General features: G+C 67.1%; 22 protein-coding genes and 1 riboswitch. Of the genes, 13 read left to right on the top strand and 9 right to left on the bottom strand.

Annotation, left to right across the window (positions count from 1 at the left end; genetic code table 11):
- Positions 1-26 precede the first annotated feature (26 nt).
- The 6 genes from urtC to U5N23_RS19030 are packed head-to-tail and all read left to right on the top strand — an operon-like array spanning position 27 to position 5,447.
- Positions 27-1,232 carry an urea ABC transporter permease subunit UrtC gene (gene urtC, locus U5N23_RS19055; protein ID WP_322594303.1) on the top strand — a complete coding sequence of 402 codons (1,206 nt, stop codon included), beginning with the start codon at positions 27-29 and terminating at the stop codon, positions 1,230-1,232.
- 27 nt (positions 1,233-1,259) lie between these two features.
- Positions 1,260-2,003, top strand: coding sequence for an urea ABC transporter ATP-binding protein UrtD (gene urtD, locus U5N23_RS19050; RefSeq protein ID WP_057200280.1), 744 nt, complete (start codon positions 1,260-1,262; stop codon positions 2,001-2,003).
- A gap of 28 nt (positions 2,004-2,031) precedes the next feature.
- Entirely contained in the window at positions 2,032-2,721 is a 690-nt protein-coding gene (urtE, locus tag U5N23_RS19045) for an urea ABC transporter ATP-binding subunit UrtE (protein ID WP_322594302.1), read from the top strand.
- A gap of 56 nt (positions 2,722-2,777) precedes the next feature.
- Complete coding sequence (gene fmdA / locus U5N23_RS19040) at positions 2,778-4,007, top strand: formamidase (RefSeq protein WP_322594301.1); 1,230 nt, start codon at positions 2,778-2,780, stop codon at positions 4,005-4,007.
- A gap of 14 nt (positions 4,008-4,021) precedes the next feature.
- Positions 4,022-4,387, top strand: a complete 366-nt coding sequence (locus U5N23_RS19035; RefSeq protein ID WP_057200277.1) for an FmdB family zinc ribbon protein — start codon at positions 4,022-4,024, stop codon at positions 4,385-4,387.
- Between the two features lie 37 nt (positions 4,388-4,424).
- On the top strand, positions 4,425-5,447 hold the full coding sequence (locus U5N23_RS19030; RefSeq protein ID WP_322594300.1) for an aliphatic amidase: 1,023 nt from the start codon (positions 4,425-4,427) through the stop codon (positions 5,445-5,447).
- Between the two features lie 7 nt (positions 5,448-5,454).
- Here the strand turns inward: U5N23_RS19030 and U5N23_RS19025 are convergent, their stop codons facing one another.
- Positions 5,455-6,378 (bottom strand): LysR family transcriptional regulator, encoded by a 924-nt coding sequence (locus U5N23_RS19025; RefSeq protein WP_322594522.1) that lies wholly within the window; start codon positions 6,376-6,378, stop codon positions 5,455-5,457.
- 185 nt (positions 6,379-6,563) lie between these two features.
- Between U5N23_RS19025 and U5N23_RS19020 the strand changes: the two genes are divergently transcribed.
- The 4 genes from U5N23_RS19020 to metH all read left to right on the top strand — a co-directional run bounded on the left by U5N23_RS19020 (position 6,564) and on the right by metH (position 12,463).
- Entirely contained in the window at positions 6,564-7,463 is a 900-nt protein-coding gene (locus U5N23_RS19020; protein ID WP_322594299.1) for an amino acid ABC transporter substrate-binding protein, read from the top strand.
- On the top strand, positions 7,463-8,794 hold the full coding sequence (locus U5N23_RS19015; protein ID WP_322594298.1) for an aminotransferase class V-fold PLP-dependent enzyme: 1,332 nt from the start codon (positions 7,463-7,465) through the stop codon (positions 8,792-8,794). Before U5N23_RS19020 ends, U5N23_RS19015 begins: the two co-directional genes overlap by 1 nt.
- 32 nt (positions 8,795-8,826) lie before the next feature.
- Entirely contained in the window at positions 8,827-9,582 is a 756-nt protein-coding gene (locus U5N23_RS19010) for a hypothetical protein (protein ID WP_322594297.1), read from the top strand.
- A gap of 17 nt (positions 9,583-9,599) precedes the next feature.
- Positions 9,600-9,695: riboswitch (S-adenosyl-L-homocysteine riboswitch) on the top strand.
- A 29-nt stretch (positions 9,696-9,724) separates the two neighbouring features.
- Complete coding sequence (gene metH / locus U5N23_RS19005; protein WP_322594296.1) at positions 9,725-12,463, top strand: methionine synthase; 2,739 nt, start codon at positions 9,725-9,727, stop codon at positions 12,461-12,463.
- Positions 12,464-12,497: 34 nt separating this feature from the next.
- On the opposite strand, the gene fahA is transcribed toward metH, so the two are convergent.
- Positions 12,498-13,769 carry a fumarylacetoacetase gene (gene fahA / locus U5N23_RS19000; RefSeq protein WP_322594295.1) on the bottom strand — a complete coding sequence of 424 codons (1,272 nt, stop codon included), beginning with the start codon at positions 13,767-13,769 and terminating at the stop codon, positions 12,498-12,500.
- A 257-nt stretch (positions 13,770-14,026) separates the two neighbouring features.
- On the opposite strand from fahA, the gene U5N23_RS18995 reads away from it, so the two are divergent.
- The gene (locus tag U5N23_RS18995) at positions 14,027-14,806 is read left to right on the top strand and encodes an IclR family transcriptional regulator (RefSeq protein ID WP_322594294.1); all 780 of its coding nucleotides are present in this window, start codon (positions 14,027-14,029) and stop codon (positions 14,804-14,806) included.
- A 29-nt stretch (positions 14,807-14,835) separates the two neighbouring features.
- Here U5N23_RS18995 and U5N23_RS18990 read toward each other — a convergent pair whose 3' ends face one another.
- A complete protein-coding gene (locus tag U5N23_RS18990; protein WP_322594293.1) occupies positions 14,836-15,387 on the bottom strand; it encodes a shikimate kinase in 552 nt (183 codons plus the stop codon).
- 62 nt (positions 15,388-15,449) lie between these two features.
- Positions 15,450-16,583, bottom strand: a complete 1,134-nt coding sequence (locus tag U5N23_RS18985; RefSeq protein WP_322594292.1) for a serine hydrolase domain-containing protein — start codon at positions 16,581-16,583, stop codon at positions 15,450-15,452.
- Between the two features lie 136 nt (positions 16,584-16,719).
- Between U5N23_RS18985 and U5N23_RS18980 the strand changes: the two genes are divergently transcribed.
- Positions 16,720-17,679 (top strand): YihY/virulence factor BrkB family protein, encoded by a 960-nt coding sequence (locus tag U5N23_RS18980; protein ID WP_322594291.1) that lies wholly within the window; start codon positions 16,720-16,722, stop codon positions 17,677-17,679.
- 232 nt (positions 17,680-17,911) lie between these two features.
- Positions 17,912-18,679 carry a glycine zipper 2TM domain-containing protein gene (locus tag U5N23_RS18975; RefSeq protein WP_322594290.1) on the top strand — a complete coding sequence of 256 codons (768 nt, stop codon included), beginning with the start codon at positions 17,912-17,914 and terminating at the stop codon, positions 18,677-18,679.
- 16 nt (positions 18,680-18,695) lie between these two features.
- On the opposite strand, the gene U5N23_RS18970 is transcribed toward U5N23_RS18975, so the two are convergent.
- From U5N23_RS18970 to U5N23_RS18950, 5 genes are all read right to left on the bottom strand, one after another.
- Positions 18,696-19,628, bottom strand: coding sequence for an electron transfer flavoprotein subunit alpha/FixB family protein (locus U5N23_RS18970; protein ID WP_322594289.1), 933 nt, complete (start codon positions 19,626-19,628; stop codon positions 18,696-18,698).
- A complete protein-coding gene (locus U5N23_RS18965) occupies positions 19,629-20,378 on the bottom strand; it encodes an electron transfer flavoprotein subunit beta/FixA family protein (protein ID WP_322594288.1) in 750 nt (249 codons plus the stop codon).
- A gap of 72 nt (positions 20,379-20,450) precedes the next feature.
- Positions 20,451-21,638, bottom strand: a complete 1,188-nt coding sequence (locus U5N23_RS18960; RefSeq protein ID WP_057202720.1) for an amidohydrolase family protein — start codon at positions 21,636-21,638, stop codon at positions 20,451-20,453.
- A gap of 248 nt (positions 21,639-21,886) precedes the next feature.
- Positions 21,887-22,573, bottom strand: coding sequence for a TetR family transcriptional regulator (locus U5N23_RS18955; protein ID WP_322594287.1), 687 nt, complete (start codon positions 22,571-22,573; stop codon positions 21,887-21,889).
- A 61-nt stretch (positions 22,574-22,634) separates the two neighbouring features.
- On the bottom strand, positions 22,635-23,408 hold the full coding sequence (locus U5N23_RS18950; RefSeq protein ID WP_305746949.1) for a ferredoxin--NADP reductase: 774 nt from the start codon (positions 23,406-23,408) through the stop codon (positions 22,635-22,637).
- Positions 23,409-23,433 lie beyond the last annotated feature (25 nt).

Genomic DNA, 23,433 nt, shown 5'->3' with positions numbered 1-23,433 from the left:
ACCCTGAGTTTCACCGGAGTCACTTCATGAATGCCCTCAAAGCCTGGATCCAGCGCTACCAGCTCGCCAGCCTGGTGCTGCTCACCGTGCTGCTGGCCGTGGTGCTGCCGCTGGCGCTCGACATTTTTCGCCTGAACCTCGTGGGCAAGTACCTCACCTACGCCTTCGTGGCCATCGGCCTGGTGATGGTCTGGGGCTACGGCGGCGTGCTCAGCCTGGGGCAGGGGGTGTTCTTCGGCCTGGGCGGCTACGCCATGGCGATGTTCCTCAAGCTCGAAGCCTCCGACCCCATCAGCACCAAGATCCAGTCCACACCGGGCATCCCCGACTTCATGGACTGGAACCAGATCACCGAGCTGCCCACGTTCTGGGTGCCGTTCAAGAGCCTGCCGTTCTCGCTGGCGGCCGTGATCGTGGTGCCCACATTGTTGGCCTGGATCGTGAGCTTCGCCATGTTCAAGCGCCGCGTGGGCGGCGTGTACTTCGCCATCATCACCCAGGCCGTGGCGCTGATCTGCACCGTGCTCATCATCGGCCAGCAGGGCTACACCGGTGGCGTCAACGGCATGACCGACCTCAAGACCCTGTGGGGCTGGGACACGCGCACCGACAGCGCCAAGTACATCCTGTACTACGTGTGCGTGGCGCTCTTGGTGCTGTCCATCGTGCTGTGCCGCTTCATCCAGACCAGCAAGCTCGGCACGCTGCTGCTGGCCATGCGCGACAAGGAAGACCGCGTGCGCTTCTCGGGCTACGACGTGGCCAACTTCAAGGTCTTCACCTTCTGCCTGGCGGCCGCGCTGTCGGGCATCGGCGGTGCGCTGTTCTCGCTGCAGGTGGGCTTCATGTCGCCGAGTTTCGTGGGCATCGTGCCCTCCATCGAGATGGTGATCTACGCCGCCGTGGGCGGGCGCATGAGCCTGGTGGGTGCGGTCTACGGAACCTTGCTGGTCAACGCCGGCAAGACCTACTTCTCCGAGAGCTTTCCCGACCTGTGGCTGTTCCTCATGGCGGCCCTGTTCATCGGCGTGACCATGGCCTTCCCGATGGGACTGGCCGGCCTGTGGGAGAGCCACATCGTGCCCTGGTGGAAGGGCCGGCGCGAGGCGCTGCGCCAGGCCTCGGTGCGCGCCCCGGCAGCGGCCAGCCGCCCACCCGCCGACACCGAACCCGCCGCCCCGGCAGCGCGTGCGCCGGGCCTGCCCGAAGGCACCAGCAGCCAGAGCGCCTGAGCGCACCCCGCACCTGGAGCCCCCTTCATGAGCAACACCGACTTCGCCCTGGCCGTGGAAGACCTCACGGTCTCGTTCGACGGCTTCAAGGCCATCGACGCCCTCACGCTGTACGTCGACAAGAACGAACTGCGCGTGATCATCGGCCCCAACGGCGCGGGCAAGACCACGCTCCTGGACCTGATCTGCGGCAAGACGCGCGCCACCGGGGGCAGCATCAAGTTCAAGAACGAGGAGCTCACGCGCATGGCCGAGCACAAGCGCGTGCGCCTGGGGATCGGCCGCAAGTTCCAGACCCCCTCGATCTACGAGAACCTCTCGGTGTTCCAGAACCTGGAAGTCTCCTACCCCTCGGGCCGCTCGGTGTTTGGCGCACTCGCCTTCCGTTGCACCCCGGCGGTGAAGGAGCGTGTGCAGGCCGTGGCCGATGACATCGGCCTGGGCGACAAGCTCGCCACCGAGGCCGGCCTGCTCTCGCACGGGCAAAAGCAGTGGCTGGAGATCGGCATGCTGCTGATGCAGGAGCCCGAGCTGCTGATGCTGGATGAGCCGATTGCCGGCATGAGCGCGCGCGAGCGCGAGCTCACCGCCGAGCTGCTGCAGCGCATCTGCAAGAACCGCGCGGTGATCGTGATCGAGCACGACATGGAATTCGTCAAGCGCATCGCGCACAAGGTCACCGTGATGCACCAGGGAAAGATCCTGGCCGAGGGCTCGATGGACAAGGTCCAGAACGATCCCAAGGTGATCGACGTCTACCTCGGCCACTGACCGAACCACCCCGCACAGGAGCACCCATATGTTGGAAGTCAAGGACCTGTTCGTGGCCTACGGCCAGAGCGAAGCGCTGCACGGCATCTCGTTCTCGGGCCGCGCCAACGAGACCGTGGCCATCATGGGCCGCAACGGCATGGGCAAGACCACGCTGTTCAAGAGCCTCATGGGCGTGATGCCGGTCAAGAGCGGCAGCATCCGCGTGGCCGGCCAGGAGGTGACGAAGGACGAGAGCTTTCGCCGCGTGGCCAAGGGCATCGCCTATGTGCCGCAGGGCCGCATGATCTTTCCGACACTGACGGTGGAAGAAAACATCCAGACGGGCCTCGAAAACTCGAAGACGCGCGAGATCCCCGACGAGATCTACGCGCTGTTCCCCGTGCTCTGGGACATGCGCCGGCGCAAGGGCGGCAACCTCTCGGGCGGGCAGCAGCAGCAACTGGCGATTGCGCGCGCGCTGGTCACCGACCCCAAGGTGCTGCTGCTCGACGAGCCCACCGAGGGCATCCAGCCTTCGATCATCAAGGACATCGCCAAGGCCCTCAACGAGATCCGCAAGCTGCGCCAGATCACCATCGTGGTCAGCGAGCAGGTGCTCTCGTTCGCCATGGACGTGGCCGACCGCCTGTTCGTCATTGAAGGCGGTCGCCTGGTGCACGAGACCGCGCGTGCCGACACCGATCAGCAGCACATCAAGGCCTACCTTTCCGTCTGAGCCTCACTTCCGTCTCTTTTCGTTCCCTCCCACAACCATCCAAGGAGCAACACGCCATGGCCGATACCCTGATCAAGGTGGACCTCAAGCAGTCCCCGTACGAGAACCCGCTGGTGCACAACCGCTGGCATCCGGACATCCCCATGGCCGTGTGGGTGGAGCCCGGGGCGGAGTTCAAGCTCGAGACCTACGACTGGACCGGCGGCGCCATCAAGAACGACGACAGCGCCGACGACGTGCGCGATGTGGACCTGTCCACCGTGCACTTCCTGTCGGGGCCTGTGGGCGTCAAGGGCGCGGAGCCAGGCGACCTGCTGGTGGTGGACCTGCTCGACATCGGCGCGCGTGACGACAGCCTGTGGGGCTTCAATGGCTTTTTCTCCAAGAAGAACGGCGGCGGCTTCCTGACCGAGCACTACCCGCTGGCGCAAAAATCCATCTGGGACTTTCACGGCATGTTCACCAACAGCCGCCACATCCCGGGCGTGAACTTCGCGGGGCTGATCCACCCCGGCCTGATCGGCTGCCTGCCCGACCAGAAGATGCTCGACGCCTGGAACGCCCGCGAGGCCGAGCTGATCGCCACCGACCCCGACCGCGTGCCCGGCCTGGCGAATCCGCCCAACGGCATCACCGCCCACATGGGCAAGCTGCAGGGCGAGGCCAAGGCCAAGGCCGCCGCCGAGGGCGCGCGCACCGTGCCACCGCGCGAGCACGGCGGCAACTGCGACATCAAGGACCTCTCGCGCGGCTCCAAGGTCTACTTCCCGGTCTACGTGGAAGGCGCGGGTCTGTCGGTGGGCGACCTGCACTTCAGCCAGGGCGATGGCGAAATCACCTTCTGCGGCGCCATCGAGATGGCCGGCTGGGTGCACATGAAGGTCAGCCTGATCAAGGGCGGCATGGCCAAGTACGGCATCAAGAACCCGATCTTCAAGCCCAGCCCGGTCACGCCCAACTACAAGGACTACCTGATCTTCGAGGGCATCTCGGTCGACGAATCGGGCAAGCAGCACTACCTGGACGTCACGGTGGCCTACCGCCAGGCCTGCCTGAACGCCATCGAGTACCTCAAGAAGTTCGGCTACAGCGGCGCGCAGGCCTATTCCATCCTGGGCACCGCCCCCGTGCAGGGCCACATCAGCGGCGTGGTCGACGTGCCCAACGCCTGCGCCACGCTGTGGCTGCCCACGGAAATCTTCGACTTCGACATCAACCCCACGGCCGCCGGCCCGGTGAAGATGCTCGACGGCAGCATCGACATGCCGATCTCGCAAGACAAGTAGCAAGGCAGGCCCCCATGCCCACCTACGACTACGCTTGCGCCGACTGCGGCAACTTCGATGCGCTGCGCAGCGTGGCCTTGCGCAACGAGCCCTGCGCCTGCCCCGCCTGCGGAGCGGCCGCGGCGCGTGTGTTCGCGCACGCACCGCACCTGGCCTGCGTGAGCCCCGAGCAGCGCCGCGCGCACGACACCAACGAGCGTGCCCAGCACGCCCCGCGCTCGTCCTCGCGCGATGGCGATGCCGGCAGCTATGGCCGGCTGCGCCATCCCTCGGGCTGCGGCTGCTGCAGCGGTGGCGGGAGCAAACGCGGCAGCACCGTCACCGCGCCCAACGGCGCAAAGACATTTCCCTCCAAACGCCCCTGGATGATCAGCCATTGACGCTGGCCACCGAGTACCGATCCAAGGAGAACACGCCATGATCCACGGCGATATTTCGAGCAGCAAGGACACCGTCGGCGTCGCGGTGGTCAACTACAAGATGCCGCGCCTGCACACCCAGGCCGACGTGCTGGACAACGCGCGCAAGATCGCCGACATGCTGGTCGGCATGAAGACCGGCCTGCCGGGCATGGACCTGGTGATCTTCCCCGAGTACAGCACCCACGGCATCATGTACGACCGCCAGGAGATGATGGACACCGCCACCACCATTCCGGGGCCCGAGACGGAAATCTTCGCGGCGGCGTGCCGCAAGGCCAAGGTCTGGGGCGTGTTCTCGCTGACCGGCGAGCGGCACGAGGAGCATCCGCACAAGATGCCCTACAACACGCTGATCCTGATGAACGACCAGGGCGAGATCGTGCAGAAGTACCGCAAGATCATGCCCTGGACGCCCATCGAGGGCTGGTACCCGGGCGACCAGACCTATGTGAGCGAGGGCCCCAAGGGCCTCAAGATCAGCCTCATCATCTGCGACGACGGCAACTACCCCGAGATCTGGCGCGACTGCGCGATGAAGGGCGCCGAACTCATCGTGCGCTGCCAGGGCTACATGTACCCGGCCAAGGAGCAGCAGATCCTCATCAGCAAGGCCATGGCCTTCGCCAACAACACCTACGTGGCGGTGGCCAATGCGGCGGGGTTCGACGGCGTGTACAGCTACTTCGGCCATTCGGCGCTGATCGGCTTCGACGGCCGCACGCTGGGCGAGTGCGGCGAAGAGGAATACGGCGTGCAGTATGCGGCCCTGTCCACCAGCCTGATCCGCGACTTCCGCAAGAACGGCCAGTCCGAGAACCATTTGTTCAAGCTGCTGCACCGCGGCTATACCGGCATGATCAACTCCGGCGAGGGGGACAAAGGCGTGGCCGCCTGCCCCTACGGCTTCTACCAGCGCTGGGTGACCGACCCCGAAGGCACGCGCCAGGCGGTGGAAGCGCTCACGCGCAGCACAGTGGGCACGGCGGAATGCCCCATCGAGGGCATTCCGCACGCATAGGCTTGGCTCAGCGTCGCTCTGTGCCCTCCACCATCGGGAACGCCTGGAAAGCGCGCGTGAAGTCGCAGCAGGACTGGGCCAGCATGGTGATGGACGACACCAGCGCACTGCGGTGCTCGCCCTTGTACAGCGCCACGTAGGGCACGGGCGGCAGGGGTGGGTCCACCTCCAGCACGGCCAGCAGGCCGGCGCCGATGAGCGGGTCCAGGCAGTGGCGCGGCAGGTAGCTCACACCCAGCCCCGAGATGGTCAGGCCGATCAGCGCGATCAGGTTGCTCACCACGATGGCGTCCGAGGGCTCGGCGCCCAGTTCCTTCATCCATGCGTCGTAGCGCCGGCCGGTGCCTGACGACTGCCCCTGCACCAGCAGCCGCTGGTGCGCCAACTGGTGCAGGCGCACCGGGCCGGCGGGCAGCAGGCCGGGCTGGCACATCCAGGCGCTCTCCACCTGGCCAACGGCCTTGGCGGGCAGGCGCGCATCGGCAAACGCATCGGGCACGATGATCAGGTCCAGATCATCGGCCAGCAGCTTGTCGCGCAGCGGCAGGCTGCCGTCCACGTCGGGCTCCAGCGTCACCTTGGGGTAGTGCTGCTGCACCAGGGCCACCAGCCGGGGCAGCCAGGTCATGGCCGTGAGTTCGGTCACGCCGATGCGCAGGCGCCGCTCGATCACCCCGGGCTTGCTGAACTGCTCCACCGCCGCGTCGCGCTGGCGTAGCAGCTGGCGCGCCAGCACGAACATCTCTTCGCCCTTTTCGGTGAGCCGCGCGGTGCGCTGGCTGCGGTCGAACAGCGGGGTGTCGAACAGCTGCTCCAGCTCATGCACCCGTTTGGACACGGCCGACTGCGAGGTGTGCAGCTTGTGTGCCGCCTGGGCAAAGCCGCCCAGTTGGGCAATCCAGTACAGGGCCTCGAGCTGCTTGAAGGTCATCATGGGAGTGCACGGCTTTCAAATCACTTTTATTCATGCAATTCGAGCACAAAAAATCGCTTTTTTTAAAGTGAGGGCGATTCCAAAATCCATTACAGCCCGCCACCGAACGCATTGAACTGCTGAGCGCCGGTGGCGAATCCTGGTCCCGCTGACCGTCCCCTTGCTTTTCTGGAAAGACCGCCATGCACCCCTTCAAGACGTCTGCTCTCGCTGTACTGGGCGCCACCATGCTGGTATCGGCTGCCATGGCGCAGGAGGTCGACACCCTGCGCAAGATCAAGGAGAGCGGCACCATCCACATTGGCAACCGCGACAGCTCCGTCCCTTTCTCGTACAAGCCCATGGGCAGCGGCGACCCCGTCGGCTTTTCCAACGACATCTGCCTGAAGATCGTCGACGCCGTCAAAGCCAAACTCGGCCTGCCTGCGCTGCGCGTGCAATACACCCTGCTCAATTCGCTGAACCGCATTCCGCTGATACAGAACGGCACCGTGGACCTGGACTGCGCCACCACCACCAACTCGGTGGTGCGCCAGCAGCAGGTCGCATTTGCGCCCAGCCACTTCGTCACCAACATCACCGTGGCGGTCAAGAAGAAGTCGGGCATCACCTCGCTGGCGGACCTGGCGGGCAAGAGCGTGGCGACCGTGGCCGGCAGCACCTCGATCCAGTTGCTGCGCAGCTTCCGCCGCACCGAGAACCTGGAGGTGCAGGAGATTTCGGGCAAGGACACTGCCGACGCCTTCCTGCTGCTGGCCAGCGACCGGGCCGTGGCCTACGTGCTCGACGACGTGCAGCTCGCAGGGCTGATCGCCGTGTCCCCCAACCCCGGCGACTACGTGATCCTCAAGGACGTGGTGCTGCGCCAGGAGCCCTACGGCATCATGCTGCGCAAGAACGATGCGCCCTTTCAGGCGCTGGTGGACCAGACCGTAACGCAGCTCATGAAGTCCGGCGAGATGGAGCGGCTGTATGCGCGCTGGTTCACCCAGCCCATCCCGCCGAGCAACATCAACATCAACTTCCCCATGACCGATGCGGTGCGCGAGGCCTACCGCAACCCCAGCAACAAGGGGGTGTGATGGCTGCATCCTCTCTGACCCGGTATCCCGAAGGCCTGCTGTTCCCTGAGGACCTGATGCGCGCGGTGCGCCAGCGCTTCCTGCAGGTGGAGCATGACCACCATGGGCGCGAGCGCCTGTATTTCGACAATGCGGGCGGCTCGCTGCGCCTGCAGGCCGCCGTGGAGCGCATGGGCCAGGTCGATGCCGTGCCCGACAACACCGAGCGCATCCACGAGGTGGCGCGCGAGCTGCAGGGCGTGCAGGCCACCGGTGCGGGCGATCTGCGCGCATTGCTCAACGCGCAGGGAGGCAGCGTCTATGCAGCCCTGACCGCATCGGGCGCCATGTTCGACATGGTGCGCGCCGTGGCCGAGAACGTGCCGGGCACCAACATGGTCACCACGGTGCTCGAGCACCCCTCGTCCTTCGATGCCATGGAGCGCTACGCGCGCCAGACGGGGCGGGAGCTGCGCGTGGCCCCGAGCAACCCGGCCACCGGCGGTGTCGATGTGGATGCCATCGTGCGCCTGGTGGACGAGGGCACCTGCCTGCTCAACGTGATCTATGCGTCCAACATCTCGGGCGCCAAGCTCGACCTGGTGCAGATCGTGGAGCGCGCCCGCGCCGTGAAGCCCGACCTGTACATCATCGTGGATGCCGTGCAGCATGCGCCCCACGGCCTCATCGACCTGCAGGCCACGCCGGTGGACGGCATCAACATCGCGCCCTACAAGTTCTTTGGTTGCCGCGGCTCGGGCCTGGCCTGGCTGTCGGACCGCGCGGCCGCATTGCCCCACCACAAGCTGGCCGGCAAGGCGCCCGATTTCTGGGACCTGGGCAGCGCTGCGCCCTGGCAGTTCGCAGTGCTTACCGAAATCATGGACTACGTGTGCTGGCTGGGCGATGCCTCGGGTGTTGCCGCGCCCGGCGCCAGTGGCCGCCGCGAGCGCTTTGCCGCGGGCATGGAGCGCATCCTGCTGCACGAGCGCGCACTGCTGGCGCGCCTGCTCGACGGCAGTGCCGAGGTGCCCGGGCTGCGCGCCATGGAGGGCGTGCAGGTCTACCTGGACCATGGCGACCTGGCGCGGCGCGATTTGATCATCGCGATCGGCCTTTCGGGAATCGACTGCACCGAGGCCGTGCACGAGTACGGCATGCGCGGCGTCACGGTGTACGAGCGCAGCGCGGCCAGCATCTACTCGCGGCGCATGCTCGAATCGTTCGGGCTGCTAGGCGCCGTGCGGGTCTCGCCGCTGCACTGCCACTCGCCCGCAGATGTCGACCGTTTCCTGCAGATCACGCAGGACATCGTGCGCGATGTCGCCGCGCGTTCGCTGGCGGTTGCGTAGGCCGGGACACCCATGGTCATAATGCGGCCCACATGGTGGCGCCTGCATCCCTTCTCCCTCCCTTCCTCCCTCTGGCCTGCGTGGCCCTGACCGCCCTGGCCCTGCTGGCTGGCTGTGCCGCCCCGGCGCCCACCCCGCGCGGCGAGGTGAAGGGCGCACCGGCGACCACGGGCGAACTGGCCCAGTCCGACGTGAACCGCATGGCCACCCTGGCCATGCGCGACAACCTGGCCAGCCTGACCCTGCTGATGGACAAGCTCTACCGCCGCAATCCGGCCGAGTGGCGCAAGGCCGGCGTGGCCAGCCGCGAGCAGGCCATGGAGCAGGTGCACGCCGCCATCGCGCAGCGCCAGCCCTGGGCGCCGCTGCAGGGCCGGCGCGACATCGCGGCCCTGGCCTTTGCGCTGGCGCCCGAGTTCGCGGGCGACCGGGTGGCTGCCTTCATCGTCGCCACGGCCGACATGCTGGTCACCGCGCATGGTGGCAAGACCGAGTTCTTTCTGCTCGACGCGCTCGACGCCCAGCACCTGTACAACGCCGCGCGCAATGTCGAATCGGCCGTATGGCTGCTGTCCCAGCGGCGCAATGCCGCGGGCCAGCCGCTGCTGTGGGCCGACGAGATCGGCCCCCAGGGGCGCAACCTGAGCTTCGAGCGCGAATTCGGCAAGCTCATCGCCCGCCTGGACCTGGTGGCGGTGGTGGTGACCGAAAAGTACCGGCGCGCGGCCATCAGCTATGTGCAGGGGATTGTCGGGGGCACTTTCCTGCAATTCCTCCCTGTGCGTTGAGCAGGTAAAATCATGCCTCCCCCGAGGAGCGTTGCAGCGGACCGCCCAAGCACCCAGATGCCGGCTGTTCGTCAGGCTCGGGGCCGACCACCCCGCAACGACGCTCACCTACGTTACTGAACCGATTGCGCAGGTGAGTCTGATGTCCGCCCTTCCCATGCCCCCCCTGAAGCTGTCCGGCCTGGAGCCCGTCTCCATTGGCGAGGGCACCCTGTTCGTCAACATCGGCGAGCGCACCAACGTCACCGGCTCCAAGGCCTTCGCCCGCATGATCCTGAACGGGCAGTACGAGGAGGCCCTGGCCGTGGCCCGCCAGCAGGTGGAGAACGGCGCCCAGGTCATCGACATCAACATGGACGAGGCCATGCTCGACAGCAAGGCGGCCATGGTGCGCTTTCTGCAGCTCATCGCCTCCGAGCCCGACATTGCGCGCGTGCCCATCATGGTCGACAGCTCCAAGTGGGAAGTGATCGAGGCCGGCCTGCGCTGCATCCAGGGCAAGGGCATCGTCAACTCCATCTCCATGAAGGAGGGCATCGACAAGTTCAAGCACGAGGCGCGCCTGGTCAAGCGCTATGGCGCGGCCGCCGTGGTCATGGCCTTCGACGAGAAGGGCCAGGCCGACACCTTCGAGCGCAAGATCGAGATCTGCGAGCGCGCCTACCGCGTGCTGGTGGACGAGGTGGGCTTTCCGCCTGAGGACATCATCTTCGACCCCAACATCTTCGCGGTGGCCACCGGCATCGAGGAGCACAACAACTACGCGGTCGACTTCATCGAGGCCGTGCGCTGGATCAAGCAGAACCTGCCCGGCGCCAAGGTCTCGGGCGGTGTCTCCAACGTGAGCTTCAGCTTCCGCGGCAACGACCCGGTGCGCGAGGCCATCCACACCGTGTTCCTGTACCACGCCATCCAGGCCGGTATGGACATGGGCATCGTCAATGCCGGCATGGTCGGCGTGTACGACGACCTGGAGCCCACGCTGCGCGAACGCGTCGAGGACGTGGTGCTCAACCGCCGCCCCGATGCCGGCGAGCGCCTGGTCGAGGTGGCCGAAACCGCCAGGAGCGGTGCCAAGGACGAAAGCAAGCGCCTTGAATGGCGCGGCACGCCCGAGGCCCCGCGCACCGTGGGCGAACGCTTGTCGCACGCGCTGGTGCATGGCATCACCGACTTCATCGTCGAAGACACGGAGGAGGCCTACCAGGCCATTCTCGCCAAGGGCGGGCGCCCGCTGCACGTGATCGAAGGCCCGCTGATGGACGGCATGAACGTCGTGGGAGACCTGTTCGGCGCCGGCAAGATGTTCCTGCCCCAGGTGGTCAAGAGCGCGCGCGTGATGAAATCCGCCGTGGCCCACCTGATTCCCTACATCGAGGAAGAAAAGCGCCAGGACGAACTGGCCGGGCGCGACGTGCGCAGCAAGGGCAAGATCATCATCGCCACCGTCAAGGGCGATGTGCATGACATCGGCAAGAACATCGTCACCGTCGTGCTCCAGTGCAACAACTTCGAGGTGGTGAACATGGGCGTGATGGTGCCCTGCCACGAGATCCTGGCGCGCGCCAAGGTCGAGGGCGCCGACATCGTCGGCCTGTCGGGCCTGATCACCCCGAGCCTGGAAGAAATGCAGTACGTGGCCGGCGAGATGCAGAAGGACGAGCACTTCCGCATCAAGAAGATCCCGCTGCTCATCGGCGGTGCCACCACCAGCCGCGTGCACACTGCCGTGAAGATCGCGCCGCACTACGAAGGCCCCGTGGTCTACGTGCCCGACGCCTCGCGCAGCGTGAGCGTGGCGCAGAGCCTGCTGGGCGATGGTGTGGACCACTACGTGCAGGAGCTCAACGCCGACTACGACAAGGTGCGCACCCAGCACGCCAACAAGAAGCAGACCCCGCTGTGGTCGCTGGCCAAGGTCCGCGCCAACAAGACGCCGGTGGACTGGGCCGCATACCAGCCCACCGTGCCGCGCGCACTGGGCCGGCGCGTGTTCAAGAACTTCGACCTGGCCGAACTGGCGCGCTACATCGACTGGGGCCCGTTCTTCCAGACCTGGGACCTGGCCGGCCCCTACCCCGCCATCCTGACCGACGAGGTGGTGGGCGTGGAGGCCACGCGCGTGTTCGCCGATGCGCAGGCCATGCTGAAAAAGATCATCGAGGGCCGCTGGCTCACCGCCAGCGGCGTGATGGGTCTGTACCCGGCCAACAGCGTGAACGACGACGACATCGAGTTCTACACCGACGAAACCCGCACCGAGGTCGCCATGACCTGGTACGGCATGCGCCAGCAGACCGAAAAGCACGTCATCGACGGCGTGACGCGCCCCAGCCGCTGCCTGGCCGACTTCGTCGCGCCCAAATCGAGCGGCATCGCCGACTACGCCGGCATGTTCGCCGTGACGGCGGGCCTGGGTATCGAGAAGAAGGAAAAAGCCTTCATCGACGCGCTCGACGACTATTCCGCGATCATGTTCAAGAGCCTGGCCGACCGCCTGGCCGAGGCCTTTGCCGAGTGCCTGCACCAGCGCGTGCGCACCGACCTGTGGGGCTATGCCGCAGGCGAGCAGCTCACCAACGAGGAGATGATCGGCGAGAAATACGCCGGCATCCGCCCCGCGCCCGGCTACCCTGCCTGCCCCGACCACAGCGCCAAGAGCGAGTTGTTCCGCGTGTTGCAGTGCGAGGAGGTGGGCATGACCCTGACCGAGAGCCTGGCCATGATGCCGGCCGCCAGCGTGAGCGGCTTCTACCTGGGCCACCCCGAGAGCACGTACTTCAGCGTCGGCAAGATCGGCGAGGACCAGCTGCACGACATGGCCCAGCGGCGGGGCATGGACGAGGCGGTGCTGGCGCGGTTGTTGGCGCCCAACCTGTAAAAGGCAGCCCCTCCAAGGGGCCGCCGCCGGGGCCTCAGGCGATGATGGTTCCGCTCACCTCGCCCAGCCCGATGCGCACGGCGCCCTCGCGCTCGCACCAGCCCTTGAGGATCAGCGTATCGCCATCTTCGAGGAAGCTGCGCTGCTCGCCATTGGGCAAGGTCACGGGCTGCTTGCCGCCGCCGGTCAGCTCCAGCAGCGAGCCGGCTTCGCTGGCCTCGGGGCCCGAAAGCGTGCCCGACCCCATCAGATCGCCGGGTTGCAGGTTGCAGCCGTTCACCGTGTGGTGCGCCACCAGTTGCGCGGGCGTCCAGTACGCGGCGCGCTGGGTGTTGGTCAGCGCCAGGCGCACTGCGGGCTCGCCGGCTTCGCGCATGCGGGCGGTTTGCAGCAGCACTTCGAGCGCGATGGTGAAGGCGCCCTGGGCGCGGTTGCCGGGCGAGTCGAGGTAGGGCAGGGGCTGTGGGTCGGCCGCGTCGCGCTCGAACGGCGCGCGGAACGGCGCCAGCGCCTCCATGGTCACCACCCAGGGCGAGAGCGTGCTGGCGAAGTTCTTCGACAGGAAGGGGCCGAGCGGCTGGTATTCCCAGCCCTGGATGTCGCGCGCACTCCAGTCGTTGAACAGCGCCACGCCGAACAGGTGCTGCTCGGCCTGGCCGATGGCGATGGGCTCGCCCTGCGCATTGCCCTGGCCGATGAACCAGCCCAGTTCCAGCTCGTAGTCCAGCCGCTTGCAGGGGCCGAGCACCGGTGCGGCGGCCTCGGGCGCCTTGGTCTGGCCTTGCGGGCGCTTGACGCGCTGGCCGCTGATGCCGATGGACGAGGCGCGCCCGTGGTAGCCGATGGGCACCCACTTGTAGTTGGGCAGCAGTGGGTTGTCCGGGCGGAACTGCTTGCCCACCGTGGTGGCGTGGTGCACGCTGGTGTAGAAGTCCGTGTAGTCGCCGATCTGGCAGGGCACGGCCATTGCGGCCTCGCTCTGGGGCGACAGTGCCTGGGACCAGGCGGCCTGCTGGCTGCTGCTTTCGCGCAGGCCTTCGGACAGCTGCTGGCGCAGCGCCTGGCGTGCCGCCGGTGTGGCGGCCATCAGCGCGTTCATGTCGTTCGAGGCGGCGAGGCCTATGGCCTGCAGGTCCAGGATCTGGTCACCGATGGCCACGCCAATGCGCAGCGCCTCGCTGCTGCCCGCCTTGCGGTAACGGCCGAAGGGCAGGTTCTGGATGGGAAAGTCGCAGCCCGCGGTGTTGGCGGAGGCGACCCAGCTGCGCAGCCGGGTGTCATGGGTGGCGTCGAGGGTAGTGGTCATGGTCATGTGCGTAAAAAAAGGGGGGGGTCAGTTGGCGCTCATCTGGCCACTGCGGGACATCTGGCGGCGTGGACAGCGGGGCCGGCGGCCAGGCCGAGCACCGTGGCAGCGGCAGTGCGCAGCAGGGTGCTGCGGGTGGGCGAAGTCGGGGCGAAAGCGGCAATGTCCTGATGTCTCCGAAGATGGTTTTGGCAATGCCGCCATTCTTGGCCGGCCTGCGGTTTCCTACAATCGTTCTTTCCACTGCATGGACAAGCATGACCACCCTGGTGCTCGACCGCGTGCTGCGCATCCTTGACCAGCTCTCGCGCTACGACGCGCGCGGGTTGTCGCTGTCCGACGTCGCGCGCCAGTCCGGCATACCGCACCCCACGGTGCACCGGTTGCTGCAGGACATGATGGCGGCGCGCCTGGTGGCTGCGCTGCCCGAGGGGCGCGGCTACGTGCTGGGCCGCCGCCCGTTCGAGCATGGCCTGGCCGCGCGCGGCCGGCACGACGTGGCGCCGCTGTTCACGGCCAACCTGCAGCGCCTGGCCGACGCCACGGGCTATGCGGCCTACCTGTTCGTGCTCAGCGGGCACGAGGCCGTCTGCTACGCCCATACCAACGTGCAGCGGCTGGACCCGCCCCTGAGCGTGACCGTGGGCGGGCGCCGCCCGCTGGGCGTGGGCGCGGCGGGGCTGGCGCTGATGGCGGCGCAGGACGCAGAATTCATCGACGCGGCCATGCAGGCCAATGCGCCTACCTTGGGCCGCTACGGCGGGCTGGACGGGCCGGCACTGCGCCAGTTGCTCGCGCAGACCCAGGCCCTGGGCTATGCGCGCAGCGGTGGTTGCCTGAACACCAATACCGCAGCGGTGGGCCACGCGGTGGCAGACGCGGGAGGGCGGGCGTTCGCAGCCATCAGCCTGTCGACCACCGTGGCGCGGCTCACGCAGCGCGAGGCGGCCCGGCTGGCCGCCTTGCTGCGCACCGAGATCGCGGACATAAAGCCGCGCGTGCACTTCCACTGGAGCGACTCGGCGCCGTTGCGCTGAGCTGAGCTTCGTCAGAAGCGGATCGGGGCTTACGGCGGCGCCTGATCTGCACCGGTGTCGGCGCTGGCGGCCATCTCCAACTGCATCATGATCATGTTGACCAGCATGTGCACCGTGGGGCGGCCGGTCTCGATCACGTAGTGCGCGGTCTCGCGGTACAGGCCATCGCGCTGGCCGTACAGGGCGCGCAGCTTGTCCATGGGGTTGCCGCCCTGCAGCAGGGGGCGGGTGCGGTCGTGCTTGACGCGCTTGTAGATCTCTTCGGGCGAGGCGCGCAGGTAGAGCACCGGGCCCATGGCGCGCAGCACCTCGCGGTTCTCGCGGCGCAGCACCGCGCCGCCGCCGGTCGAAAGCACCATGCCGCCGGGCTGGGCCGCAGCCTTGGCCAGCTCCTGCGCCTCCAGGTCGCGAAAGCGCGCTTCGCCATGTTCCTCGAAGAACTGGCGGATGCTGGTGCCCAGCGTTTCTTCCAGCCGGTGGTCCAGGTCGATGAACGGCACGCCCGTGCGGTGTGCCAGCTGCCTGCCGACGGTGGATTTGCCCGAGCCGGGCATGCCGACCAGTGCACAGCGAATCTGCATATTCTTTTCTTGCCCCTTGGGGGCGAGTTTAAGGCAGGCGCCAGGCCTGCCTTTGGCGGCGCTTACAGCGCCGCATAGACCAGCGCCGGGTACAGCTCGCACAGGTAGCGCAGCTGGCCGGGCGCCTGGGTGAGCAAGATGGCCACCAGGTCCTCGGCCGGGTCCACCAGGAAGTAGGTGCCGCCCATGCCGCTCCAGCCGTACTGGCCTACCGAGGCGGCATGGGGCGCCAGGCCAGTGGCGCGGCGCACGGCCACCCCCAGGCCAAAGCCATAGCCCTCGGGCAGGATGTCCCCGGCCGCCGGGATGCGGTCCCCCAGATGGTCGGCCGCCATGAAGGCCACGGTGGCGCGACTGGCCAGGCGCACGCCGTCGAGCGTGCCGCCAGCGAGCAGCAGGCGCGCAAAACGTGCGTAGTCGCCGGCCGTGGACACCAGCCCGCCGCCGCCCGATTCGAACGTGGCCGGGCGCGACACGTCGCTGAGCGCCACCTCGGCGCCGGTCTGCGGGTCGCGCGCGAAGGGCTCGGCCAGGCGGTGCAGTTGCTCCGCCGGCACGTGAAAGCCGGTGTCGTGCATCTGCAGCGGGCCGAACACCCGGCGCTGCAGGATGGCGCCCAGGGGCTCGCCCTCCACCACCTCCAGCAGCGCGCCCAGCACGTCGGTGGCGCGGCTGTATTCCCAGCGGCTGCCGGGCTGGTGCAGCAGGGGCAGGGGCCCGATGGCCTTGGCCAGCGCCGCATTGCCATCGCGGCGCGAACCGATGCGCGCGCTCTGGTACGCCTGCGCCACTGGGCCGGTGTCCCAGGCATAGCTCAAACCCGCCGTGTGGCGCAGCAGGTCGTGCACGGTGGCCTCGCGCCGCACGGCGACAGTGCCGCCCGTGGCAGGATCGAACACGCCCTGGCCGGCAAACGAGGGCAGGTAGCGCGCCACCGGGTGGGACAGGGGCAGGCGGCCCTCTTCCATGAGCATCAGCGTGACCAGCGACACCACGGGCTTGGTCATGGAATAGATGCGGAAGATCGAATCCGCTGCCATGGCCGGCGCGCCCGCGCCCGGCGCCTGTGCGCCCAGGGCCTCGTGCAGCACGGTCTGGCCGCGGTGGTGCACCAGTGCCACGGCGCCAGGCAGGATGCTGCGGTCGATATGGTCCTGCAGGACGCTGCGCAATCGGATCAGGCTGGGGGCGTGCATGGGCGGGGCTCCTGGAAAAGATGGTAAGAGCCTGCCACAAGTGGCACTTGATCCCAGCCGCCTGTGGGACAGCGCCTACAGTGGCTTCCGTGCCCGGCCGGTGGCAGGAGGCCTGGCGGCACACTAAGCTCGGTGCATGACCGTCTCCGACCGAATCCAGCGCGTCTGCGAACGCCTCAAGCCCCTTTTGAAACCTGTGCTGCCGTTGTGGCGCGCGGTGCAGCTGTGGCTCGACGCGGACGGCCTGCGCATGAGCGCGGCCATGTCCTTCTACGGCATGCTCAGCCTGGCGCCGTTGCTGCTGTTGCTGGTTGGGGTGCTCGGCTGGTGGATGGACCGCAGTTACCTGGAGACCAGCCTGCTGCAACAGGTACAGTCGGTGATGGGCGAGCGTGTGGCTGACGTGATGCGCCAGGCCCTCGCCAGCGCGCAGGAGCCTTCCGAAGGGCGCCTGGCTTCCCTGATCGGCTTCGTGGTGCTGCTCTCGGGCGCCACCGGGGTGTTCGTGGAACTGCAATCGACCCTGGCGCGGCTGTGGCAGGGCGCCGAGCCCGAACCCACGCGGGCCGCGTGGTGGCACATGGCCTCGCTGCGTCTGCGCGGGCTGGCCTATGTGCTGGCCATCGGCTTCCTGCTGATGGTCTCGCTCACCATGTCCACCCTCATCAACCTGTTTGCCGGCTGGGCCGGTGCAAGGCTCTCGATGGCGCCGCTCGGGCCCATCCTGTTGGTGGTCAACGAGGTCGTGGCCTTCGGCTTTGCCGTGGCACTGTTCGTGGGGCTGATGCGCATCGGCAGCGGGCGCAAGCCGCCCCTGCGCTGCCTGGTGGCCGGCGCAGTGATGGGGGCCACGCTGTTCACCATCGGCAAGCAGCTGCTGGCCTGGTACCTGTCCACCGCCGCCGTGGTCTCGGCCTATGGCGCGGCCGGCTCGCTGGTGGTGCTGCTGATGTGGATCTACTTTTCGTCCGCCGTGCTGCTGTTCTCGGCCAGTTGCGCGCGGGCCCTGGACGAGGCCGGCCTGGAGATGCGCAGGATGCGCGCGCCCGCGCCCACCGTGCCCCAGGCCGGCGCGGACGTGGCCCCTGTGCCTTAAGGGGTGAGCAGGTTGGTGTCGCTTGGCGCTGTAAGCAACGGCAAATGTGTGCCGCCGGCCCTGGCCCCCTGCGGGGTGCTCGCAGCACTTCTTACCGACCCTTACAAAGCAGACAAATCCCCGCACCATGGCTTGTATACCGTGCGTTCATGGGCTGCGTTGTGCATTGAGCGACGGCCCCGACACCAGAACGAACCATTGAATGGCGCGCATGCGCGCGGAAGGAAACACCATGAACAACCCTGTCACCCTGCAACCGTCCGATGTGCGCACGGTGCCTTCCACCCCCTCGCCGATGAAGTGGATGTGGGTGGCCATTGCCTCCCTGGGGGCGTGTGTGGTGGCGCTGGGGACCACGCTGGTGGTACAGCACCGTCCCACTGAAGTGCCTGCCGCCGCAACGGCGGCCAGCCCAGTCGTGGTGGCCCCATCGCTGCAGGGCGTTCCCGCCCAGCCGCCGCTGGGCCTGGTGCAAGCCCAGGCCGGTGCCCCGGTCCAGCGCGCGCCTGCGCCCATGCCCGAGCCATTCCACCCCCAGCGCGCGAACCTGGCCGGCGGCACGGCGCAGATGGTGCAACGCGCGCCGGTGTGCAACACCTGCGGCCGGGTCGAATCGGTGCAGGCCATCCAGCAGGCCGAGCCTGCCACCGGTGTGGGTGCGGTCGCGGGCGGCGTGCTCGGCGCGGTGGTGGGCAACCAGATCGGCAAGGGCAGTGGCCGCACGGCCGCCACGGTACTGGGCGCCGTGGGTGGCGGCTATGTGGGCCACCAGGTGGAGCAGCGCTCGCGCACCCGCACGGTGTACCAGGTGGCGATCCGCATGGACGATGGTTCGCTGCGCCGCTTCACGCGCGCACAGCCCCCGGCCGTGGGCACACCCGTTGCGCTGCAGGGCAAGGGCTACCGCATCGACCACGAGCGCGACAGCCGCCCGAACGGCGGTGGCGCGTACACCAACAATGCCCCTGCGGGCGCGGTGCGCGTGGCCAACGGCTATTGAGCGGTGGCCGGCCTGATCACAACGCCTTGACCAGCTCCGGCACAGCCGTGAACAAGTCCGCCTCCAGCCCATAGTCCGCCACGCTGAAAATCGGCGCCTCGGCATCCTTGTTGATCGCCACGATCACCTTGGAGTCCTTCATGCCCGCCAGATGCTGGATGGCCCCCGAGATACCCGCCGCGATGTACAGCTGCGGCGCCACGATCTTGCCCGTCTGGCCCACTTGCCAGTCGTTCGGGGCGTAGCCCGCATCCACCGCAGCGCGGCTGGCGCCCAGGGCGGCCCCGAGCTTGTCGGCCAGCGGGGTCATCACTTCGTCGAACTTTTCCTTGCTGCCCAAGGCCCGGCCACCGGAGACGATGATCTTGGCGGCGGTGAGTTCGGGGCGGTCGCTCTTGGCGATCTCGCTGCCCACAAAGGTGCTCTTGCCGGTGTCGGTGGTCGCTGCTGCGGTTTCTGTTGCTGCGCTACCACCGGTGGCTGCTGCCGGGTCAAAGCCCGTGGTGCGCACGGTGATGACCCTGGTGGCGTCGCTGCTCTGCACGGTGGCAATGGCGTTGCCGGCGTAGATGGGGCGCTCGAAGGTGTCGGGGGAGACGACCTTGGTGATGTCGCTGATCTGCGCAACATCGAGCTTGGCGGCCACGCGGGGCGCCACGTTCTTGCCGCTGGCGGTGGCGGGGAACAGGATGTGGCTGTAATTGGATGCGATGGCCAGCACCTGGGCGGCCACGTTCTCGGCCAGGCCGTGTTCCAGGCCAGGGGCGTCGGCGTGGATGACCTTGGCCACACCGGCGATTTGTGCGGCGGATTGGGCTGCAGCACCGGCATTGTGGCCGGCGATCAGCACATGGACGTCGCCACCGCAGGCCACTGCGGCGGTCACGGTGTTGAGCGTTGCGCCCTTGACGCTTGCGTTGTCGTGTTCAGCAATAACGAGTACCGACATTCAGATCACCTTCGCTTCGTTCTTGAGTTTCTCGACCAGGGCGGCGACATCGGCCACCTTGACGCCGGCACCGCGCTTGGCAGGTTCCGTGACCTTGAGGGTCTTCAGGCGCGGAGTGACGTCCACACCGAGGTCTTCGGGCTTGAGGGTATCGAGCTGCTTTTTCTTGGCCTTCATGATGTTGGGCAAGGTGACGTAGCGCGGCTCGTTCAGGCGCAGGTCGGTGGTGATGACGGCGGGCAGGGTCAGGGCCAGGGTTTCCAGGCCGCCGTCGACTTCGCGGGTCACGCTGACCTTGTCGGCGGAGAGTTCGACTTTGCTGGCGAAGGTGGCCTGGGGCAGGTCGGCCAAAGCGGCGAGCATCTGGCCGGTCTGGTTGGCGTCGTCGTCGATGGCCTGCTTGCCCAGGATCACGAGGCCTGGCTGCTCTTTGTCGACCAGGGCTTTGAGGATCTTGGCCACGGCCAGGGGTTGCAGTTCGACGTCGGTTTCCACCAGGATGGCGCGGTCGGCGCCAATCGCCATGGCGGTGCGCAGGGTTTCCTGGCACTGGGCCACGCCGCAGGAGACGGCGATGACTTCGCTCACCAGGCCTTTTTCTTTCAGGCGCACGGCCTCTTCGACGGCGATTTCGTCAAAGGGGTTCATGCTCATCTTCACGTTGGCGATGTCCACACCCGTTTGGTCCGACTTGACTCGGACTTTGACGTTGTAGTCGACCACGCGCTTGACGGCGACGATTGCTTTCATGGAAGGAACTCCTTCAGTACAAAAAAAAGGGGGTGCGTGGGCTTGCGGGGTGCTGAAGGGCCTGGCGCCGACTCACAGAACTACGGGGATCTCCGTGGCCGGCGGCGTGTTGCGGCTGCGGCCGCAGCGCACCAGGCCGTCGATCATCACCATGCCGATGCCCGGGATGTCGCCCAGCTGCACGCTTTCGAGCAGCGTGGCGCCGGCGGTGTGCTGGGCACGGTCCATGAACACGAAGTCCGCCGCGCGGCCTGGCTCGATCAGCCCGCAGTTGAGGTTGCGGATGCGCGCCGTGTTGCCCGTGGCAAAGCAGAACACCAGCTCGGCCGGGATGTTGGCGAAGCTTGAGATCAGCGCGATCATGCGCAGCATGCCCAGGGGCTGCACGCCCGAGCCCGCGGGCCCGTCTGTGCCCAGGATCACGCGGTGCGGGCACTTGAGTTCCATGGCCGCGCGTGCGGCCTCGATGGCGATCTTCTCGTTGCCGTTGTGCACCAGTTCGATGGCGCGCGAGGACTTCTCGCACAGCTCGCACACATGCTTCCACGGCAGCGAGGTGTGGCCGCCGTTGATGTGGCCTATCACGTCGGCATCGGCTTCCAGTACCACATCCTTGTCGATCAGGCCCGAGCCGGGAATCGACGGCCCGCCCGTGTGGATGGTGCTCTGGATGCCGTACTTGCGCGCCCAGGCCACCATCTGCTGGGCCTCGTAGCCGGCCTTGACCGTGCCCAGGCCGACTTCGCCGAGCAGTGTCACGCCGGCATCGGCCATGTCCTTGAAGTCCTGCTCGACCATGCCCTTCTCGATGATGGGCGCGCCTGCGATCACCTTCACGCCGCCAGGGCGGAAGTTGTCGAACGCGCGCTGCGCGGTGATGGCCAGGGCCTTCAAGCCCACGATGTCCTTGGGCCGGCCGGGCAGGTGCACCTCGCCGGCCGAGACCATGGTGGTCACGCCGCCGTTCATGGTGGAGTCGATCCAGCCGATCTGGTTCTGGCGCGGCGTCCAGTCGCCGAAGACGGGGTGTACGTGGCTGTCGATCAGGCCGGGGGCCACGCAGGTCTGGCGCGCGTCGATGGTGGTGCGCGCATGCTCGGTGTCGCAGTCCTTCTCGCGGCCCACGGCCACGATAAGGCCGTCGTTCACGACGATGGTGTCGGCGTCGAGGATGGGGCGTTCCAGGTCGCCCGAGAGCAGCAGGCCGATGTTCTTGATGACGACTTTGCCGGAGGCCGCATTGGTGGAGATGTCTGCCATGGGAAGGTACCAGTCGGTTGGTGGAGGGGGAGGGCGCAAACTGCGCCGATCGTGGGGCTGCAATTCGTGTAGTGAATACTACATAAGAGGCCCGCGTCATGCAAGATGGCAAGCACTGCAAAGTGCTGCCGCCGGAAAATCAAACGGGCTTGCGAGACAGGCAGGCTGCGCCCAGCCGAATCCGCGGATCGGCAGGAGACTCACGCAAGACAGGGGCCTTGGGCCCCGGGGGAGGGGCGCGTTGCGCCTCAGGACGCCCGCACGGTCCGCAGCACGGTATCGATCATGAACTCGTCCCAGTGGGCCACGGCCTCGGGCTGGTCGATGTCCTCGCCCAGGAAGGCCGAGAGCGTGTAGCGGTTGGACTGGTAGAAGTAGCCCATGGAGGCGATCAGCAGGTACAGGTCGCGCGCACGCAGGTCGGCGCGGAACTCCTGGCTGGCCACGCCCGCTGCCAGCACCTGCTCGATCACCGACACGGCGGGCGAGGAATACTCGCGCGCGCGCATCGACTTGGAGATGTGCTTGCCCTTGTGCAGGTTCTCGGTGTTGAGCAGGGTGACGAACTCGGGGTGCTTGCGGTAGTACTGGCTCACGAAGCGCACCACCGATTTGAGCGCTTCGACCGGGGTTTCGAGGCGGATGTCCAGCGCCGACTCGGCGTCGTTCATGCGCCGGTAGATCTCTTCGAGCACCTCGATGAAGAGACCTTCCTTGCTGCCGAAGTAGTAGTAGATCATCCGGTCGAAGGACTTGGCCGCCTTGGAGATCTTCTCCACGCTGCCGCCTTCATAGCCGTAGCGGGCGAACACCTTGATCGCCGCCTTGAGGATGTTGTCGCGCGTGGTCTGCGCCGCCTGCTCGCGCACGCCGGTGCGGCGGGCGGAGGGGGCGCGGGTGGAAGCAGTCCGGGTCTTGGTGGGTGTGGCCGACATGGATGATCCGTTGGGTGGCAGGGCAGCCCCTGCCGTGCAGGGACCGGGCCTGCCGGGGATATTACTGCTCCGCGAAGGCGCGTTCGATCACGAAGTCGCCGGGCTTGGTGGTGTTGCCTTCCTTGAAGCCGCGCACTTCCATCATGTGCTTGAGGTCGCGCAGCATCTCGGGGCTGCCGCAGATCATCACCCGGTCTTCCACCGGGTTCAGGGCCGGCAGGCCCAGGTCGCGGGCGAGCTGGCCGTTTTCGATCACGGTGGTCACGCGGCCCTGGTGCTTGAACTCCTCGCGCGTCACGGTGGGGTAGTACTTGAGCTGCTTGCTCACCATCTCGCCCAGGAACTCGTGCTTGGGCAGCTCTTCGGTGATGTAGTCGTGGTACGCCAGCTCCTTGACCTCGCGCACGCCGTGCACCAGTACCACTTCCTCGAACTTCTCGTAGGTCTCGGGGTCGCGGATCAGGCTCAGGAACGGGGCCAGGCCCGTGCCGGTGGACAGCATGTACAGGCGCTTGGCGGGCAGCAGGTAGTCGATCAGCAGGGTGCCCGTGGGCTTCTTGCCGACCACGATGGAGTCGCCCACCTGGATGTTCTGCAGGCGCGAGGTCAGCGGGCCGTCGGGCACCTTGATCGACAGGAATTCGAGGTGTTCCTCGTAGTTGGCGCTGGCGATGCTGTAGGCGCGCAGCAGGGGCTTGCCGTTCACGCGCAGGCCGATCATCGTGAAATGGCCGTTGGAGAACCGCAGCGCGGTGTCGCGCGTGGTGGTGAAGGAAAAAAGGCGGTCCGTCAGGTGGTTGACGGTCAATACGCGTTCTTCAAGAAATGCGCTCATGGTCGTAACGTCGGCTAAAAGTTGA

It is taken from the genome of Acidovorax sp., assembly GCF_034519795.1.
Taxonomy (GTDB): Bacteria; Pseudomonadota; Gammaproteobacteria; order Burkholderiales; family Burkholderiaceae_C; genus Acidovorax.
Note: the sequence above shows the minus strand (reverse complement) of the source record. Positions and strands in the feature narration are given on the sequence as shown.

Bases quoted from the DNA above. Each gene is read 5' to 3' on its own strand.
- metH (WP_322594296.1), top strand. From the start codon at position 9,725: ATGTCCGCCCTTCCCATGCCCCCCCTGAAGCTGTCCGGCCTGGAGCCC.
- fmdA (WP_322594301.1), top strand. From the start codon at position 2,778: ATGGCCGATACCCTGATCAAGGTGGACCTCAAGCAGTCCCCGTACGAG.
- U5N23_RS19015 (WP_322594298.1), top strand. From the start codon at position 7,463: ATGGCTGCATCCTCTCTGACCCGGTATCCCGAAGGCCTGCTGTTCCCT.
- U5N23_RS18995 (WP_322594294.1), top strand. From the start codon at position 14,027: ATGACCACCCTGGTGCTCGACCGCGTGCTGCGCATCCTTGACCAGCTC.
- U5N23_RS18965 (WP_322594288.1), bottom strand. From the start codon at position 20,378: ATGAAAGCAATCGTCGCCGTCAAGCGCGTGGTCGACTACAACGTCAAA.
- urtC (WP_322594303.1), top strand. From the start codon at position 27: ATGAATGCCCTCAAAGCCTGGATCCAGCGCTACCAGCTCGCCAGCCTG.
- U5N23_RS19030 (WP_322594300.1), top strand. From the start codon at position 4,425: ATGATCCACGGCGATATTTCGAGCAGCAAGGACACCGTCGGCGTCGCG.
- U5N23_RS18970 (WP_322594289.1), bottom strand. From the start codon at position 19,628: ATGTCGGTACTCGTTATTGCTGAACACGACAACGCAAGCGTCAAGGGC.
- fahA (WP_322594295.1), bottom strand. From the start codon at position 13,769: ATGACCACTACCCTCGACGCCACCCATGACACCCGGCTGCGCAGCTGG.
- U5N23_RS18990 (WP_322594293.1), bottom strand. From the start codon at position 15,387: ATGCAGATTCGCTGTGCACTGGTCGGCATGCCCGGCTCGGGCAAATCC.
- urtE (WP_322594302.1), top strand. From the start codon at position 2,032: ATGTTGGAAGTCAAGGACCTGTTCGTGGCCTACGGCCAGAGCGAAGCG.
- U5N23_RS19020 (WP_322594299.1), top strand. From the start codon at position 6,564: ATGCACCCCTTCAAGACGTCTGCTCTCGCTGTACTGGGCGCCACCATG.
- U5N23_RS18975 (WP_322594290.1), top strand. From the start codon at position 17,912: ATGAACAACCCTGTCACCCTGCAACCGTCCGATGTGCGCACGGTGCCT.
- U5N23_RS18960 (WP_057202720.1), bottom strand. From the start codon at position 21,638: ATGGCAGACATCTCCACCAATGCGGCCTCCGGCAAAGTCGTCATCAAG.
- U5N23_RS18985 (WP_322594292.1), bottom strand. From the start codon at position 16,583: ATGCACGCCCCCAGCCTGATCCGATTGCGCAGCGTCCTGCAGGACCAT.
- U5N23_RS19035 (WP_057200277.1), top strand. From the start codon at position 4,022: ATGCCCACCTACGACTACGCTTGCGCCGACTGCGGCAACTTCGATGCG.
- U5N23_RS19025 (WP_322594522.1), bottom strand. From the start codon at position 6,378: ATGACCTTCAAGCAGCTCGAGGCCCTGTACTGGATTGCCCAACTGGGC.
- U5N23_RS18950 (WP_305746949.1), bottom strand. From the start codon at position 23,408: ATGAGCGCATTTCTTGAAGAACGCGTATTGACCGTCAACCACCTGACG.
- U5N23_RS19010 (WP_322594297.1), top strand. From the start codon at position 8,827: ATGGTGGCGCCTGCATCCCTTCTCCCTCCCTTCCTCCCTCTGGCCTGC.
- U5N23_RS18955 (WP_322594287.1), bottom strand. From the start codon at position 22,573: ATGTCGGCCACACCCACCAAGACCCGGACTGCTTCCACCCGCGCCCCC.
- U5N23_RS18980 (WP_322594291.1), top strand. From the start codon at position 16,720: ATGACCGTCTCCGACCGAATCCAGCGCGTCTGCGAACGCCTCAAGCCC.
- urtD (WP_057200280.1), top strand. From the start codon at position 1,260: ATGAGCAACACCGACTTCGCCCTGGCCGTGGAAGACCTCACGGTCTCG.